Annotated in this window: 11 protein-coding genes and 1 pseudogene; all 12 read right to left on the reverse strand. The window is 72.1% G+C overall.

The window, feature by feature from the left end; translation table 11 throughout:
• Window positions 1-755 (reverse strand): annotated as a pseudogene (locus FRZ03_RS40775) (putative baseplate assembly protein); the annotation flags it as partial.
• Window positions 752-3850 (reverse strand): putative baseplate assembly protein, encoded by a 3099-nt coding sequence (locus FRZ03_RS33600; RefSeq protein WP_146468830.1) that lies wholly within the window; start codon window positions 3848-3850, stop codon window positions 752-754. The pseudogene FRZ03_RS40775 and the gene FRZ03_RS33600, both read right to left, overlap by 4 nt.
• Window positions 3847-4239 (reverse strand): GPW/gp25 family protein, encoded by a 393-nt coding sequence (locus FRZ03_RS33605; protein WP_146468831.1) that lies wholly within the window; start codon window positions 4237-4239, stop codon window positions 3847-3849. The genes FRZ03_RS33600 and FRZ03_RS33605 overlap by 4 nt, the downstream gene beginning before the upstream one ends.
• On the reverse strand, window positions 4236-4571 hold the full coding sequence (locus tag FRZ03_RS33610; protein ID WP_146468832.1) for a hypothetical protein: 336 nt from the start codon (window positions 4569-4571) through the stop codon (window positions 4236-4238). Before FRZ03_RS33610 ends, FRZ03_RS33605 begins: the two co-directional genes overlap by 4 nt.
• Window positions 4572-4589: 18 nt before the next feature.
• The gene (locus tag FRZ03_RS33615) at window positions 4590-5126 is read right to left on the reverse strand and encodes a phage baseplate assembly protein V (RefSeq protein WP_146468833.1); all 537 of its coding nucleotides are present in this window, start codon (window positions 5124-5126) and stop codon (window positions 4590-4592) included.
• A gap of 36 nt (window positions 5127-5162) precedes the next feature.
• Window positions 5163-6302, reverse strand: coding sequence for a hypothetical protein (locus tag FRZ03_RS33620; protein ID WP_146468834.1), 1140 nt, complete (start codon window positions 6300-6302; stop codon window positions 5163-5165).
• Window positions 6295-6657, reverse strand: a complete 363-nt coding sequence (locus FRZ03_RS33625; protein ID WP_146468835.1) for a LysM peptidoglycan-binding domain-containing protein — start codon at window positions 6655-6657, stop codon at window positions 6295-6297. Before FRZ03_RS33625 ends, FRZ03_RS33620 begins: the two co-directional genes overlap by 8 nt.
• A gap of 7 nt (window positions 6658-6664) precedes the next feature.
• Complete coding sequence (locus tag FRZ03_RS33630) at window positions 6665-7351, reverse strand: hypothetical protein (RefSeq protein ID WP_146468836.1); 687 nt, start codon at window positions 7349-7351, stop codon at window positions 6665-6667.
• A 35-nt stretch (window positions 7352-7386) separates the two neighbouring features.
• Window positions 7387-7935, reverse strand: a complete 549-nt coding sequence (locus FRZ03_RS33635) for an SUKH-4 family immunity protein (RefSeq protein ID WP_146468837.1) — start codon at window positions 7933-7935, stop codon at window positions 7387-7389.
• Window positions 7936-11728: 3793 nt separating this feature from the next.
• Window positions 11729-14584 (reverse strand): eCIS core domain-containing protein, encoded by a 2856-nt coding sequence (locus tag FRZ03_RS40780; protein WP_261399456.1) that lies wholly within the window; start codon window positions 14582-14584, stop codon window positions 11729-11731.
• The gene (locus FRZ03_RS33645; RefSeq protein WP_146468838.1) at window positions 14581-14865 is read right to left on the reverse strand and encodes a hypothetical protein; all 285 of its coding nucleotides are present in this window, start codon (window positions 14863-14865) and stop codon (window positions 14581-14583) included. Before FRZ03_RS33645 ends, FRZ03_RS40780 begins: the two co-directional genes overlap by 4 nt.
• Window positions 14856-16623: ATP-binding protein (locus FRZ03_RS33650; protein WP_146468862.1), on the reverse strand; the 1768-nt coding region annotated here is incomplete at its 5' end. The genes FRZ03_RS33650 and FRZ03_RS33645, both read right to left, overlap by 10 nt.

Below are 16623 nucleotides of genomic sequence, written 5' to 3' on the forward strand. Positions count from 1 at the left end.
GCCGACTGGGGCAGGGCGAGCGCGGTGACCTCTTCCTCGCGGTCGACGCAGACGCCCGCGATCGGCACCAGCTTCCGCTCGCCGCCCGCCTGTTCGCCGAAGACGAAGAGGAGCCGGTCGCCGGTCCGCAGGGAGGTGGCCGTGCCCTCCACGAACAGTTCGGAGCGGCGGGCGAGGTCGTCGGGGGTGAAGAGGGAGGGCCGGCGGCGCCGTACCGCCAGTTCGTTCCAGTCCCAGCGGGCGGTGAGGTCCCGGGAGGTCTCGAAGGTCAGCGACTGCTCGTCGGCGGAGGCGGGCACGCTGTGGCTGCGGGCGCCGCGCGGGATCGTCACCGGCAGGGTCTCGGCGCGCGGGTCGCGTTCCAGGGTGTACGCCAGATGGGTGGTGGCGGCCACTCCTGGGCGCGGCCGGTGCCCGACGAGCCGGCCCAGCAGGACCAGGGAGCGGTGGTCGGAGGCGGTGCGGAGGTAGGCCTCGTCGGCGATCCGCTCGGAGTGGAAGGTGAGCAGGTCGCCGAGGACGGCCGCGGCGTCGAGGAGTCCCACGGCCGGGTCGTCGGGGGTGCGTACGGTGAGCCCGGCGAGCCCCGGGTACGCGGGTGAGGCGAGCCGGTCGAGGAGGGCGGCGAGGAAGGTGGCGTACTCGCCGACGCGGTAGTCGAGGGCGGTACGGCCGGGCGGGTTGTGCAGGGGGGCGGGGGCGAGGCGCTCGTCGTGGCCGCCGCACGCGCCGCCGCAGGAGCAGGACCGGCTCATCGGGCGCCTCCCAGGGTGATCTCCAGCCGGCCCTGCTCGGGCCGGTCGGGGTCGTTGTCGCAGGTGGCGATCTCCAACGGGCCGAGTCGCAGCACGCCGTCCTCCTTCTCTCCCCGGTCCGGTTCGAACAGCCGCCGCAGCCGGGTCACTTCGACGCCCTCCACACCGGGGACGGCCGCGGCGACGGCGACCAGGCGGCTGAGCCGCACCGGTTCGCCGAAGGTCAGGGCGTCGGGGTGGAAGAAGCCGAGCCGGCCGCCGGGCAGCCGGCCGCTGCCGAGGACCCGGTACAGGTCGGCCAGGATCTGTCCGTGCTGGTGCCCGGGCCGGGCGCACACCCGCAGCGCGATGTCCACCGGCACCGGCCGGGCGGGGCCGACCGCCAGGTCGTGGCCGATGCGCCGGTACGGCTCCAGGGCCTGAGCCACCGTGTCGAGCAGACGCGGCGACGGGGGACCGCCGTGGGCGTCGACGGCAATGTGGGCCTCCTGCGTGCTGCCGGTCCAGCGGATCTCGGCAGCGGCCCGCTGGACGCCGGGCAGGGCGGAGGCTAACGCCGCGTAGTCGGCGGCGGTGACGGCGCGCAGCCGGGTGCGGCGCAGGTCCAGGGGCGCCAACTGGCGTACCTGCTCCAGCGGTTCGGGTTCGGTGCCGCCGGTGGCCGGCAGCGGGTTGCGGACGGTGGCGGCCGGCACCGGCTCGCCGGGCTCGCCCGCTGCCACGACGAGGTGGTTGATGGCCTCGGCGCCGACGTTGCCCGCGCTGCCGCCGCCGATGCGGTAGCGCACCGCGAGGTGTGCTCCGGGGGCCGGCTCGGCGCCGTGCCGCCCGTCGCCGAAGCGCAGGGCGAGCCGCCCGTCGTCCTCCAGCTCACCGACGAAGTGCCGGTCGCGGGGTCCGCTGTCGAGCAGGTCGCGGCGCGGCTCCCACTCCGCCGCGCCGTCGGTGAGGCGTACGGCGGGCAGGGCACGGCGCGGGTCCTGGGCGAGCGCGGCACTCGCCGGGCCGCGCAGCACCGGCTCCCCGGGGTGCAGTCCGGTGGCGTACGCAGGGCCCCAACTGTGCGCGATCTCCCAGGCGATGTGGGCGTCGAGGACGGTGCCGGCGCGGGCCCGCGCGGTGAGGACGGCGAGGCGCCGCTGCTTGCTGTCGAGCAACTCGTCCCCTCGGTGCAGCAGTTGGCGCAGGGCGCGGACGGGATGGCGGCGCAGTTCGAGCCGTTCCAGTGGTTTCGGTCCGAAGAGCACGGTCAGTTCGGCGATCTCGTCCTCGGCAAGTCCGTCGCGGGCGCTGCGCCACAGCTCGACCAGCCGCTGCCGGACCCGGTCCGGGATCGCGGCGAGCCGCTCGGCCTGTGCGGCGGCGACCGCCGCCGGGTCGGGGAACGGCACGGCCTGGGTGACGGGGGCACGGCCCAGGACGGGACGGAAGCGGGGCCGGACGCCCGGGTAGACGCTCTGGGCGAGCAGCGTCCGCAGGGCCGTGGCCTGCGCGTACGCCGCGCCGGGTACGACGTGCTCGTGGCGTTGTCCGGCCCGTTCCAGACCGATCCCGGCGCGCAGGACGGCCCGCTCCCCCACGACGTCGAACAGCTCGCGGACGTCGTCGGGGCGCAGCGCCCGGCCGTCCTCGGCGCGGTCCGTCAGCGAGGCGATGAGCCGTGCCGGGGCGTTGCCCCGCGTGGGGTCCTCGCAGCCGGAGCCGGGCGGGCCGCAGGGCGCCACGACGGCCGGGACCGGCGGTACGGTGACTCTCTCGACGGTGCCGGAGCGGCCGTGGTCCACGAGGACGGCGTTGCCGCGGGCGAGGGTGACGTCCTCGACGGGCAGGCAGTCGCGTCCGCCCCGGGTGGTCAGGCGGAACGGGCGGCGCAGGGCGTCCTCGGCGGCCCAGGTGACCTCCAGCACGGGCTGGTCCTCCACCTGGTCGAGACCGGGGGTGACGGAGGTGAGGCGGACGGCCTGCCGGTGGGCGGGGTCGGCGTCGCCCGGGGTGCCGGTGCGCGGGCCCTTGACCTCCTCCAGGATCAGCACGTCGCCCGGTTTCAGGGCGAGCCCGCGGTCCCGGCGGGTTTCCGGGTCCGCCCACTCGTCGCGCAGGGTGGCGGCGGTGGCGCCGGCGGGCAGCGCGCACACCTCGCCGTCCCAAATCCACAGCCGGATCGCGTTGTGCGCGACCCGCAGTTCCAGCGGCTCGCCGGCGACGACGGGCTCGAAGACCTCCACCGAGCCTCGCTCGTCCAGGTCGCCGAGGTCGTTCTCGTCGATGACCGTGCCGGGTGCGGGGCGGTCGTGCGGGTCGAGGGTGCGTACGTCGACCGAGGCGAAGCGGTAGGTGCCGGGTGCCAGGGTGCGGTCGGCGGCGGTCTGGACGGTCACATAGGTACGGGCGTTGCAGCCGTCGTGCATCGCGTAGTCGATGAGCCGGACGTGCCGGCGCACGGAGACGCGGCGGCGGGCGGTGTCGAGGTAGGCCTCGGTGGCGACGGCGTCCTGCTGGTAGCTGATCTGGTCGCCGGTGTGGGCGAGCAGTTCCACCAGGGTGATGCCCAGGTCGGCGGGGTTGCGCTCGGCCCAGTCGGGAGTGGTCAGCGCGAGCCGGTCGAGCAGGAGCTTACGGATGGTGTCGTAGTCGCGGGCGGTGTAGTCGATCACGGGCGCGGCCGGGTGGCCGGCGCCGTGCGCGCCCTCGTCCACGCAGTCGAAGGGGCTCGGGCAGTCGGGCCGGAAGCGGAACTCCGCACGTGCGTACCGCTGGTCGAAACCGTGGTACGGCTCGGTGCCCGGCCTGCCGTAGGGGTCGGCCTCCACCAGGGACAGCCGGTAGCGGGAGGTGTCGCCGGCCCGGTCGAGGGTGACGTGGAGCCGGTCGTCCAGCTCGGGGTCCTCCTCGCGTTCGACGCTGACGTCCACGGCGGTGAGGCCGGTGACACGCCGGCCGCCGTCGATGCGCACGTTCTCGGGGCCGAGGCCGCCCGGCGCCTTGCCGAGAAAGGTGACGGTGAGCTGCAGCCCGTCGTCGCTCACCTCGACGGCGTCGACCCCGTTGAGGTGGGCGGCGCGCACCTTCGCCCGCCGGGAGGCCCCCGCGCTCATGCCGCCCTCCCCTCGAAGAGGTCCTCCCGGACGGCGCCCGTGGCGCGGACCAGGTAGGACAACTGGACGCGTACGGTGTCGTCGCCGCAGTCGATGTCCAGGGACACCACCTCGATCAGGTCGCCCAGCCAGCGCTGGAGGGCGGCCTGGACGGCGAGTTCGAGGGTGCTGACCAGTTCGGGGGCGGTCGGCGCGAAGACCAGGTCGAGCAGTCCGCAGCCGAAGTCGGGGCGCATGACGCGCTCGCCGGGGCTGGTGAACAGCAGTTGTTCGACGAGGTCGTGGATGTGCTCGGCGGGGCGGGCGTGCGCGGTGCGGCCGCGGCGGTCGGCGTGGAACGGGAACGCGATGTCGCTGCGCGGGCGGGCTTGTTGACTCGGCGGCCTCATCGGACGGTGACCTTTCGCTGCGCGGCCTGGACGACGGGGGGTCCCTGCGGGACGAGGGCCGCGCTGAAGCACTGGGCGGCACCGGTGTCGAGCAGCACGGGCGCGCCGTCGGCCGTGACGCCGGTGTCGGTGGCGGTCCAGCGGACGCAGACGCACGGCGAGGGCACGTCGTCGACGGTGTGCGGGCAGCCGGTGACGACGTAGGCGTGGGCGGCCGTGGCCACGGCGACACCCTCGACGCGGACGCCGCCGGAGGGTGTGGTGACAGGTGTGGCGCGGCCGCCGTGCGGGCAGCCGATCACGGCGCCCGCGTGGAGCAGACTCCCGGACAACTCTCTTCCCCCGTTTGTCTATCGCTTGGACTGAACGGTCAACTGACCCTGGTTGATGGTCACTTCGCTGCCGCGCAGGGTGATCTCGGCGCCCGCGCCGGTGGCGATGACCACCGCTCCCCTGGTGATGCGGATGTAGGCGCCGCCCTGGGCCTGAAGGAGGATGCCCTGTTCGGCGCCGGCGGTGTCGTTGAGGACGATCTTGTGCGCGCCCGGGGTCTGCACCACCACCGGTTTGCTCGGTGCGCCGGCCTGGAGTTCGCGGCGGGCGTCGGGCGGCAGTTCGCTCGCGTCGCCGTACCAGCACCCGGTCCACACCGGGAAGCTGGGGTCCCCCTGCTCGAACTCCACCCAGACGCCGGCGCCCGGCGGCGGCACCACGAACTGCCCGGACTCGGGCCCGGTGAACGGCAGGCAGGGCAGCGCCCAGGTGGACGGCTCGTCGCCGAGGACGTCCGGGACCTCGGCCGTGATCCGGCCGAGCCGCAACGGGTCGTCGTTGCTGACCACCCGGCCGCGGAACTTGCCGAGATAGCGATTGCTGGGTGCCGCCATGGTCGGAGTGCTCTCCTGGTCGCTGGGTCGGGTGTGTCACGGCCGGACGGTGTCGCCGCGCGCCTCCAGGCCCTCCCGGGAGAGGGTGAAGTTCTGCTGGAAGGAGCCCGGACGGAGGTTGTGGGTGACGGACTTGACGTAGTAGTCGCCGTCGTACGCCCGCCCGGCACCGCGGACGCCGACGAGCCGGCGCGGCTGGAGGAGGTAGCCGTGCCGGTTGACGTCGAGCGAACCGGAGCCGGAGATGACGTCGGCGGAGACGGCGGCGCGGGCGAGGAGTTCGGCCTCGGCCTGCTCGCGCTGCTGTTTGGCGGTGCCGGAGAGGGTCTTGCGCTTGAGCGCGGGGGTGGCCCGGCGGCCGAGCGGCGGACGCAGGGGGCTGATCGGTGGCTGGGGCAGGAGGGTGGACTGGCGGGTGCCGGGGTCCTGCCAGCGCGCCTGGGGCTCCTCGCGTGCGGTGCCGTCGTAGGCGAAGGTCAGCTGGTCCACGGTGGACAGGGCGTCCATGTTGACGTTGAGGGCGTGCTGACGCAGCCCGAGCCGCACCTCGGGGCCCCAACGCGCCGAGGACTGGCCGGGGTTGGGGCCGGGCTCCAGATAGAAGGTGTAGCCGTTGGCACGGGCCAGTTCGGTGACGTACTGGAGGTCGGTGCCGGTCTGGTAATGGACGCGCAGGTCCTGGTGCGGGGGCTGGGCGATCTTCTCCTGGTAGACGTCGGGGCGGATGCCGTAGTCGGAGTACCGGCGCAGGATCGCCAGCACCCGCTGGGACGGCGGCAGGTTGGGGTAGGGCGCGGTGCGTTCCTCCAGGTCCATGAGGAGCGTCAGGTCCTCGCCGGTGACGGTGAGGGTGGAGTGGCCCGGGCGGTTGCTGGCGCCGACCTCCTGGCGCACGATCAGTCCGTCGAAGAGCACTTCGGGGGTGCCGCGGACGCTGACGGTGAGGACGACGCGGGTCTTCGGGTCGAAGAAGCCCTCGGGCAGCAGTCGTTGGTTGAGCAGCCCGTTCTTCGTGAGATCGAAGGCGAACTGGAAGCCGCTCCGCTCCCCGGCCGTGGCCGTGATCTGCGCGGACAGCAGCGCCTCGGCGACCTCCGGGGGGACCGGGCGGGCCAGCTTGGGCCCCATGAGGAGCTGGATGTGCACGGGGCCCTGCCCCACGGGCTGTTCAGACACGCCGCTCTCCGTGCGGGAACCCGCCGGCGAGCGGGATGCCGATGACCCGTCCGGGCTCGTCCGTCAGCTCCCGCGGGTCCAGTACGGGGTTGGCGTCGGCGATCCGCCACCACTGGCCGGGGTCGCCGAGGAAGCGCTGCCCGAGCAGGTCGGGCCGCTCCCCCGCCCCGACCACGTGCGGCTTGGTCTCCTCGGTGAGCGGCGGCAGCAACCGCCGCTTGGTGTACCGCACTTCGATGCCGTCGGCGCGCCGGTGCACACCGATCTCGGCGTCGTGGTACCGGCTGGTGCGCGGGTAGGGGTGGGCGCCCGGTATCGAGTCCAGCGCGTTCTCGTACGGCTCGGTCTCCGCCATCTTCTCCTCATCCCCTTCCGGTCACGAGGTCGGCGCCGCCGAGGCCCAGCGCGCCGAGGCCACCACCGCGCGCGGCGGCCGCGAGCCGCTCCTTCTGCGCCAGGTGCGCCATGTACAGGTCCGCGCCCCGGTGCCCCGCCGGCAGATCGCTGACGGTCAGGATCTTCATCCCGATGCCGAGGGAGGCCCGGATCGGGTTGAGGTTCACGTCGAACGCCGACTCGTTGACGGACAGCTCGGTGAGCCGCACCGGCAGCACCCGCTTGCTCCCCCAGGTGAACAGCGTCAGCGGCATCTCGATCGGGCTGATCTCGATGCTGCCCTTCTGCGTCAGCCGGGTCGCCTCGCGCAGCTGCGCGGTGGTCGGCTGCACCAGCATCTCCAGCACGGCGAGCTGCGGATGAATCCCGTCCGGCGCGGCGATCTCCAGCTGATCGGTGGCGTCGATCTCGGCGGTGAACTTCCACGTCTCCTGCGCGGGCCCCTTGAGCCGCAACGCCTCGTTCCGATCCCCACTGCCGGTCCCCCCACCCCCGGCGTCCCCGCCGTCCCCGGCGGACTGGGGCGCGATGCTGCGTTCCAGGGTGTCGGGGTTGAACTGGAGGACGATGACGCGTCGGGGGGTGCCGTGGTCGGGGTCGACGACGACGAGACCGGAGCGGATGGGTTTGGGGATGTCGGCGTAGCGGGTCATGCCTTCTCCTGCCAGTCAGTAGATCCAAGGCTTGTCTAAAGCCCCAAACCGCCACCGCCGAGTTGACGAAGAGCCATGGCCCACCAGTTCTCGGACAGCTCGAAGGAGAACGGGTCAATATCCATCAACGCCCCCCGAAGATCGTCAAGCAACTCTTCCTTGGCGGTAGGATCGGCAGCGATTCCCTGAGTGAACCTCTCAATACGGTAGAGGAACTCCACGAACTCGCCGAGATTGTTGTTCACAACCTCAGCACGAGGTTTCGTTCCGTCCAATTGCACCAGCATCACGAATCTTTCGTAGGCGGAGAGTGAAAACCGCATCCCCGAATCTCCAGGGGGACCGCCAACGATCACCTCGCGGTGCTTCTTTCCGTCACGAGTGGTCACATCAATGACTCGAAGAAACTCGGGCCCCCCTCGGACCTCGGTCGTAAAAAATGGTGCACTGCCCCGGGGAAGCCCGACAGTTGTCAGAACCTCGGCATCCTGGGGTGTGACCCCAAGTCGGTCAGCTTCTTGTTCGGGCAACGTGATGACATTGTCGCGGCCGTAGAGATCAACCATGTCCTGGTGCGTAATCATTTCTTTTTCTTCTTCTTGCTCGGCGGCTTTTGCGTGGAGCTCCAGGAGACATCGATGTTGACGATCGTGCCCGCAGGAACCATTTCCTTACCGATTTTCAGCTGATGTACGACATCGCTTCCCATGTCCAGGTTGGTCTGCTTGTCCAGCAGGTAGAAGTTTTTGTAGCTGTCCAGCCCACCCAGCTGCAAGTCGTGCTCATGGTCCGCCTGCATATTGTTGATGCGCCGGCCGATTCCCAACTGCAGTGCAGGATCCGCTGTGCTGAGCCTGGCTCGCCTTTCCACCGCCTTTTTGAAGTTCACTGTCATGTTGGTGAGTCGGCGTGCGTCTTCCTTTCTCTGCGGAATACCCGCCTCAAGTTGCCGGGCTTCCTCCTCCTTTCCCTCCTTCCTGAGCTTATTGGCCTTGACCATGACCATGTACTCAAAGATTCCGGGTGAAGCCTCCTTACGGAACGTGGCGCCTGCCTGACTGAATCGCTTGAGGGCAAGGGCCTTGCGGGTGAACCCTACCAAGTCATAATGATCGTATCGGTGGATCGTGATGTCCCGCTTTTCAAGCTCATGGTCCGGCATCTCACCAGGTTGACCCATCCTTCGACGATTCTTGACCTGGTTAAGCGCCTCGTCTTCGAGAACCCGCTGGAACTTGTCCTCGTACTCCCTGTCCAGGACCTCTTCGCCACTTTCCGGATCTCGCCTGACGGGCTCCGGTGTCTCGGGTTCGAAATCTGGCTTGTCGTGATTTTGAACGTCCCTCTCTGCCGCCCTGATCTTCTGGAGTGGCTCGTCGTTCAGATTGGCCCGCTCCGCTTCATCCAACTCGTCCAGCAGTCTTTCCATCTTCAGAGTGAACTCATCTAGACTCTCTCCTTCATGGAAAAGCAGCCAATCGTCGAAGCGCTGGATCCCCAGTGCAGCCTCAAGTCGCACCTTCTGGTCAGGGTTGCCCTTGAAGTGCAGCCGCAGCATGGCGCGCATGGCTCGTGCAGCTTCAGCAGACGGATTGAGGCTCGCCATTACGGAAACCGGGTTTCCGTTTCTGGCCTCCAGAGCGGTCAACCGATACCAGATCTTGAAGCCACGCAGTGCGGCTTGCAGTACGAGTGAGTTGACGCCCTTGTCCGTCATTCGGTTGATTCGCGGTTGAAGCCGCGCGACGATCTTTCGCAGCCGCTCGTCCTTCGAGTCCTTGGACTCCTCGTCCTTCTTCCGCCGGTCCTTCTTCTCCTGCTTCTTCTTGGCCGAGTCCTTCTCCTTGGACCTCGGGCCCTCGTGCTTGTCGCGCTTGCGCCTCGGGCCCTTCCGGTCGTGTTCGTGCTTCGGCTTCTTTCCGTCCCTGTCCTTCTCCTTCGGCCTCCGACTGTCGCCTTCCTTGTCCTTGGACTTCGACTTGCCCGGCCCCTCGCCCTCCTTGCCCTCGGGCTTGTGCCGGGGGGCTTCCTGCTCCGCGTCCGGCTTGCGCCTGCCCGGGGCATCCGGGTCCGAGGACTTCGGTTTGTCGGAGGTCTTGCCGTCCCTGTCCTTGGGCTTCGACGTGTCGGGCGTGTCCCCGTCCCCGGACTTCGGCTTGCCCGGGTCCCGGTCCTTGGGATTGTCCGAGGCCTTTTCGTCCGGGCTCTTCGGTTTGGGTTCCGGCTCGTTCTTCGGCTTCGGCCGCGGTTCCGGCTCGGGTTTCGGTTTGGCGGCCGGGGTGGGCCTGGTGTCCGGTTTCTCGGTGGGGTCCTTCGGGCGGCCGTTCCTGTCCTTGGCCGTCGGCTCGGCGCCGGAGGGCGTCTTCGGTTTGCCGTCCTGGGTCCGGGGCGCATTCGGGTCCGTGTCGCGAGGCGTCCTGCCGTCGGAGTCGGGCTTGCGGCCGGCGGGCTCCTCGTCCTTGGGCTTGCGGGGGCCCTGGCCCTCCGTGTCCCCGGCGCCCGCGCCCCGGCGGCCCCCCGGCTTGCCGAACCTGTCCTTGGTGAGCTTGGCCGCGACGCCCCGCAGCCGGCGGCCCACCTTGGCGACGTACTTGCCGATCTGGTTGAGGAGGGCCTGGTACAGGACCTCCAGAAGGGCGACGACACCCGCGGCGACGGCCTTGGCGAAGAGGATGCCGGCGCCGCCCATGCGAACGGCCTTGAGCCAGGTGAGGACCGCTTCGAGGGAGCTGAGGATGGCGCTCAGGGCGCCCCAGGCGGTGCGGATCGCGTCGATGACCGCCATCACCCAGCCCGCGCCGGGGATGAGTTTCGCGACGACCTTCGTGATCACCAACTCGCCGATGATGAGCGGGAGTTGCGGGACGACCGCGTCCCAGGCCTCCTTGACGATCTGAGCCAGGGAGAAGCCGCCCCTGATCAGCTTGTCGATGATCGCCTTCGGGACACCGATGATCTCCTGGATCTTCTCCTGGAACCAGGCCTTGACGGCCGTGGACACCTCACGGAAGAGGTGGTTCTTCGCGCCGTCCACCGCGGAGTTCTTCGCACCGCCGAGCCATCCTCCCGGGTCGGAGAGGAAGTCGACCGCGATCATCATCCAGGCGCCCAGCGCGCTCAGGAGCTTCGAGGCGAACTCCAGGACCGACTTCACCGCCTCGACGACCGCCTTGACCGCCGCCTGGAGTGCCTTCTTCAGGATGTCGAGGAGGCCGCTGAGCAGCTTGCCGACGGCGTCGAGGAGGTCGGATACGGCCTGCTTCAGCGCCTGGGCGAGGCGGTTGACCAAGGCGATCGCCGCCGCGATCAGGTTGGTGACGAACCTGCGGATCTTCGCGGCGAGTTCGATCACCGCGCGCACCATCGCCACCGCGAACTCGATCAGGTCCTTGATGAGGTTCTTGATCGCGTCGACGATGTTCTCGCGGGCCTCGTTGATCCAGCGCTCGACCGTGTCCTTGAAGTTCTTGATGAAGCCGACGACCGCGTCGCGGGCCGCCCGGATGACCCGGACGATCGCGTTCTTGATCTCGATGACCTTCTGCTTGATCCAGTCGAAGGCCTTGCTGACCCAGTTGCCCGACTCCTGGACCGCGCCGTCACGCTTCTGGGCCGCGTCACGTTCGGCCTTGTCGCTCTCGTCCTGGATCTTCTTGTCGCTGCCCTCCTTCTCCTTGTCGACGTCGTCGTCGGTCTTCTTCTCCTTCTCCTCGACGTCCTTGCGTACCTTGTCGTGCCGCTCGCTCTTCTTGTCGCCGAGGGACTTGAGCTGTTCGTCCTGGTCCTTGCGCCAGCCCTCGCGCTGGGCGGTGACCTCGCCCTGCGCCTTCTCGCGCTCCCCGGCCTGCGCCTTGGTGTTCGCCGCGATCTCGGCGTCCACCTTCTGCCGGTGCCGGTCCTGCGCGTCTCGGACGTCGCGGTCCTTGGCCTGTCGGCCCTCGGACATGCTCTTCGCGCCATCGGTGAACGCCGCCTGGAACTGGGGGCCCCGGTCGTGCTCCGCCACCGCGGAGGCCGCCTCCAGGGGGACGGCGCCGGTCGCCCCGCCGCCGGCCGCCGGGCTCCGACCGCCCTGCGCGCCGGGCACCTTGGCGGTCATCTTCTCCTTGGGCGCGTCCGGGTAGACCTGGTCCTCGCCCATCCGCCGGCCGGCGTCGTCCCGTGCGGTGCCGATCGTCTCCTGGCCCTTGGCGTCGACATGGCCGTCCTGCTCACCGGCCGTCTGCTCCGCCGCGCCCTTCATGTCGACACCCGGCGCGTCGCCCGCCCGGGCCTGCTTGAGGGCGTCGTCCTTCGTCGGCAGCCCCGCGAACTTCGCGGCCAGCGCCTGCGGATCCACCACCGGCTTGTCGGCGCCGAAGAGGCTCGCGACGCCGTTCACGATCTTGCCGCCGATGAAGCCGAGGGCCATCTTGAAGGTGTCCCAGCCCCCGGGCTCCTCGGCCTGCTCCGCCTCGATCCGGCCCTCGGGCTCCTTGGCGCCGGTGACCTCGGCGTTCTGCTGCTCGGGCGCCTGGGCTTCCTGGGGCTTGTCCTCGGAGTACTCCGCCGGGGCGTCCGTCCTCGGCTTGCCCCGCAGTGTCTGCGGCGCGCCTGCCGGGCGCTGCATCGAGGGCGGTGCGGCGGCGAGGGCCTTGTGCTCGTCGCCGACGGAGCGGTCCACCGCGCCGCCGACGCCGCCCATGGCCTGAAGTGCCTTGTGCGGCTTGAGCTTCGAGGCCGTCGCGAGGCCGGCCTCCGGGGACACCCCGGAGAGGTCGGGTGCCGGGGCACTGTCCTTCTTGCCCTGGGGGCGGGCGCGGGCGCGGACCGCGGCGCGGCCTCCAACTCGGCGGGCGACCGCGTGGCCGTCCTCGCGGGCGCCGGTGCGGGTTTCCCGGCGGCGGGCGCGGACCGCGGCTCCGGCGCCGCCGTCGCCGTGCTGGGGCGCGGTGCCGCGCTGGTCTCGCGGGCCGGTGCCGCGTCCGCTCCCGGGGCATGCGGCACAGCGGCCGCGGGCGGCGCGCCCGGCACGGTCTGTGGCGTCCCGGCGCCCTGCGCGCCCGTCGCCTGCGGACCGGCGGCCCCGGAAGGGCCCGCGCCCGTCTCCTCGGCCCCGGCGTCCTTCTGCGCCGACTGGCCGCCGGTCGCCTTCGGGGACTCCTTCTCCTGGCCACCGGCGCCCTTGTCGCCCGCGGCGGCGGTGCCCTTCTCCTCCTTCGCGGCCGTCTCCCCCGCCGCGCCGCCGCCCTCGGCGGTCCCCTCGGCCCGGCCCGGCGCCTGCTGCACCGTGGTCTGCGCGGCGACCGGGCCCGCCTTGGGGTCGTCCCCGCTCTTGGGGTCCCTGGTGCCGGGGGCGGGCGGGACCGCGACGAACTGATCCACCGCGGGGGTGTCCGGCCCCGCGCCGCCGTCCGGGCCGCCCTCGGTCTCCGGCGCGGACGACGCCGTCTCGTCCGCCGGACCGGTCCCGGCCGTCTCGTCCTCCAGGTCGGCCGCCGTGTCCTCCGCGTCCTCCGCGTCCCGCTCGGCCTGGACCTGGTCCGCCCTGGTCGGCGGTGGGGCGGGGAAGGACGGGACCGACGACGTCGACGCCCCGGGGCCGAGCGTGTCCGCGGTCGGTACGGCGGACACGTCGAGGTCCTGCGTCGGTACGAAGTCCTCGGGCCGCAGTGCGACGTCCCAGGCGCTCTGCTGCCCGCCCCCGGCATCGACCTCCGACTCGCTGCCGGAGCCGAACGGGTCCTCGTCGGTCGTCTCCTCGGGACCGTCGACGTCCTGGTTGCGCCTGCCCTCCAGGGTGCTGAACGGTCCCGGGAGCCGGGCGCCCGGGCCGGAGGCCGTCGGCGAGCCGGCGGGCTTGTCCTGGCCGCCCTTGTCCTGCTGCCGCACCTGCTGTCCGGCGACGGCGGCCGCGGCCGCGCCCGGCCGGTTCCGCGCCGCGGACTCCTCCTCGCTCGGGGCCGGGGTACGCGTCTGTTCGGTCTGCTCCCGGCCGCCGTCACCCGCCTCCCCGCTCTGCTTGCGGCCGCCCGCGTCCCCGCCCTGTTCCCGCTCCGCCGCTGCCGTCGTCTCCGTGTCGCTTCGCCGTTCGCCGGCCGGCGCCGCCCCGGCGGTGGCGGACGGCGCGGGCCCTTCCCGGCCGGCGGGGGCCGTCGCCGTACCCGCCGTCGGTGCCGGGCCCCGCGCCGGGCCCGGTGCCCCCGGCGTCTTCTCCCGCGTCCCGTGCGGCGCGCCCCCGCCCTGGGGCGTGCTCCCGTGCCCGGGCGTGCCGCCGTTTCGCGGGGTGCTGCCGGCCGCGCCCTGGTCGGCGGCCTCTTCCTTCTCGGGTCCCGGCGCGACGCCCGGTCGTGCCGCCTCGGCCCGCCGCTGTTCCTGTGTCCGCGGTGCCTGCTCGCGCTCGGTGCGCACCTGTTCGGCCGCGTCCGGCTCGATCTCGGGCGCGTCATGCGCGTCGACTTCCAGGTCCTGGGCGTGGTCGTCGTACGCCCCGGCCTCCTCGACGAGGTCGAGCACCCGGTCGTGCTCTGGCGCGAGCAGCCGGTTCTCCAGGCGGACCAGCACGCCGTCGAGCAACTCCTCGGGCAGTTGGGCGAGTTGCTTGCGGGTGCGCCGGGACAGGTCCTCCGGGTCGCCGCGCAGGGACCGTACGACCGAGTTGGCGAGCCGGTCGAGCAGGGTCGCCGGGTCCATCGCCTCCGCACGGCTGCGGTCGGCGTCCACCGTGGCGTACCGCAGCCACCCCGGCGTGGACCGGTTCTCCGTGACCTGCGGCGCGGGTTGCCCGTGCGAGGGGCGGACGAGGTCCTGGGCGGCGGATTCGGCCTCGCGTTCGATGGACTGCTGGGGGAGGCTGACCGCGCCCGGTTCGCGGCCTGCCCGCAGGGCGCCCAGGCCGTGCGGGTTCTGGACGGTGTGCAGCAGTTCGTGGGCGAGGAGGCGGCGGCCCTCGTCGGTGCCGGGCCGCAAGGCGCCCGAGCGGAAGAGGATGTCCTGGCCGACGGCCACGGCGTCGGCGCCGAGCAGCTCGGTGAGACGGTCCGCGTCGCGGTCGGTGTGCAGGCGGACGCGGCTCAGGTCGTGGCCGAGCTGGCCCTCCAGCTCCCGGCGGACGCCCGGGTCGAGGGGCTGGCCGGCGCCGCTGACGATGTTCTTCGGGTCAAGGGCACGGGACGCGGCGGCGCGTTCCCTGCGTCGGCGGCGGCGCTGCTCGGCAGTCTGCCGGTCGGCCGCGTCCTGGGCCCTGGCGGTCATGGGGTCACCTCCCCGTGGCCGCTGAGCCCTTGGTGGACCGCACGGGCCAGTTCCTGGCCGAGGCGGCGGGCCGACAGCCCGGCGGGCAGCGGGGGCAGGCCGGTGAGCGCTTCCATGGTCACGGCGCCGTTCGCCGCCAGCGGCACGCCGTGCCGCGCCACGAGGCGGACGAGTTCGCGTTCGAACGCGGCCGAGACGCGGGCCGGGTCGGCGTGGAAGCCGTCGAGGACCAGCTCGCCGATCTCCACGCGGATCGCCGAGGGCCGCCTGTTCACACCCATCCGCGCACCTCCGCGGGGGTCAGTGAGCGCTCCAGCTTGAGGTATTCGGTGCGGGCGGCGGCGAGCATGTGCCGCATCTGCAACCGGTCGCCCTCCTCGGCGGCGAGGAACGCCCCGGACAGGGCGATGTTGCGGATGGAGCCGCCGGCGACGGTGAGCCGGGCCAGCAGGTCCGGATCGATGTCCTTGAGCGGGGCCTGCGGCGGCAGCACCCGGCGCCAGATCTCGGCGCGTTCGTGCTCGGCCGGGAAGGGGAAGTCGACCACGAAGCGGATGCGCCGCAGGAAGGCCGTGTCGAGGGCCTGCTTCATGTTGGTGGTGAGGATGGCGAGGCCCCGGTAGGCCTCCATCCGCATCAGCAGATAGCTGACCTCCAGGTTGGCGTACCGGTCGTGGCTGTCCTTGACCTCGCTGCGCTTGCCGAACAGGGCGTCGGCCTCGTCGAACAGCAGCAGGGCGCCGCCGCGTTCGGCGGCGTCGAAGACGCGGCGCAGATTCTTCTCGGTCTCGCCGATGTACTTGCTGACCACCTGGGAGAGGTCCACGACGAACAGGTCCAGGCCGAGTTCGTTGGCCATCACCTCGGCGGCGAGGGTCTTGCCCGTGCCCGAACCGCCCGCGAACAGCGCGGTGACGCCGAGGCCCCGGCGCAGGGTCGCGGCGAATCCCCACTCCTGGTGGACGGTCGGCCGCTGCCGCACATGCGCGACGATCTCGCGGAGCACGGCGGTCTGGCGGTCGTGCAGCACGAGGTCGTGCCAGTCGGCCCGGGGTGCTGTCCGGCGCCCCAGCTCGTCCATGCCGACGCGGGCCTCCTCCAGTCCGGCGCGCCAGACGAGTTCGGCGGCGGACGCCTCGTCCTCGTGGGGCAGCCGGCGGCCCACGGCGGCCGCGACGGAGCGGACCACGTGCGGCGGCAGCTGGAACTGGGCCACGAGCGCGCGCAGTTCTGCGTCGGCCAGGTCGGCCACATCGGCGAACGCGTCGCCCCACAGGGCGAGTTGTTCGTCGTCGTCCAGGCGCGGAACGGCCACGCGGGTGCCGTGCGGGCGCCCGGTGGGCAGCGGGTCCTCGCTGGAGACGACGACGGGTACGGCGGCCCCGGCGAGGAACGCCTCGGTGGCGGCGCGCTGGTCACGGTCCAGGTCCCCGACCTCCACCAGCAGGGCGGCGGGCAGCAGGATCGCCTCCCGCTGCCACAGCCGGGCCAGGCGGTCGCGCTCGGCGGGGTCGGCGGGCAGGTCCTCGGCGCTCATGGCGTACAGGCCCAGTCCGCAGCGGGCGGCCGCGGTGGCCGCGAGCTCGGCGCGGCTGCGCGGGTCGCCGCCGGTCACCTCGACCACGGGCCGCGCGTCGGAGCCCCGGCCGTCCTCCCGCCAGCCCTCGGCCAGCCGGCTCGCGGCCAGGTCGTACGACGGCGGGAGCGCGTCCGGTGGGGTGGTGCGGCGGAGCCGGCCGTGCAGCCGGGCGTCGAGGTAGGGCGAGTCGAGCAGGAAGTGCAGGACGCGCTCGTCCAGCCGGAGCCGGGAGAGGGTCAGCCGGGTCTCGTCCTCCAGTTCCACGATCCGCCAGCGGCGCAGCGGGGCGACGGGGGTGAGGGCGCTCCAGTGCGGTTCGCCGAGGGCGGCCAGCGCGAGCGAGAAGGTCGGGTACGCGCGCCGCGGGTCGCCCGCGGCCGCGGCGCACCGGGCCGCGGCGGTGGGGTCGAGTTCGTCGGCGGCGGTGAGCAGGACGAGGTCGCGTTCGAAGGGGGTGAGG

Source organism: Streptomyces misionensis (assembly GCF_007896895.1).
Taxonomy (GTDB): Bacteria; Actinomycetota; Actinomycetes; order Streptomycetales; family Streptomycetaceae; genus Streptomyces; species Streptomyces misionensis_A.

Bases quoted from the DNA above. Each gene is read 5' to 3' on its own strand.
- FRZ03_RS33600 (WP_146468830.1), bottom strand. From the start codon at position 3,850: ATGAGCGCGGGGGCCTCCCGGCGGGCGAAGGTGCGCGCCGCCCACCTC.
- FRZ03_RS33605 (WP_146468831.1), bottom strand. From the start codon at position 4,239: ATGAGGCCGCCGAGTCAACAAGCCCGCCCGCGCAGCGACATCGCGTTC.
- FRZ03_RS33615 (WP_146468833.1), bottom strand. From the start codon at position 5,126: ATGGCGGCACCCAGCAATCGCTATCTCGGCAAGTTCCGCGGCCGGGTG.
- FRZ03_RS33625 (WP_146468835.1), bottom strand. From the start codon at position 6,657: ATGGCGGAGACCGAGCCGTACGAGAACGCGCTGGACTCGATACCGGGC.
- FRZ03_RS33630 (WP_146468836.1), bottom strand. From the start codon at position 7,351: ATGACCCGCTACGCCGACATCCCCAAACCCATCCGCTCCGGTCTCGTC.
- FRZ03_RS33635 (WP_146468837.1), bottom strand. From the start codon at position 7,935: ATGATTACGCACCAGGACATGGTTGATCTCTACGGCCGCGACAATGTC.
- FRZ03_RS40780 (WP_261399456.1), bottom strand. From the start codon at position 14,584: ATGACCGCCAGGGCCCAGGACGCGGCCGACCGGCAGACTGCCGAGCAG.
- FRZ03_RS33645 (WP_146468838.1), bottom strand. From the start codon at position 14,865: ATGGGTGTGAACAGGCGGCCCTCGGCGATCCGCGTGGAGATCGGCGAG.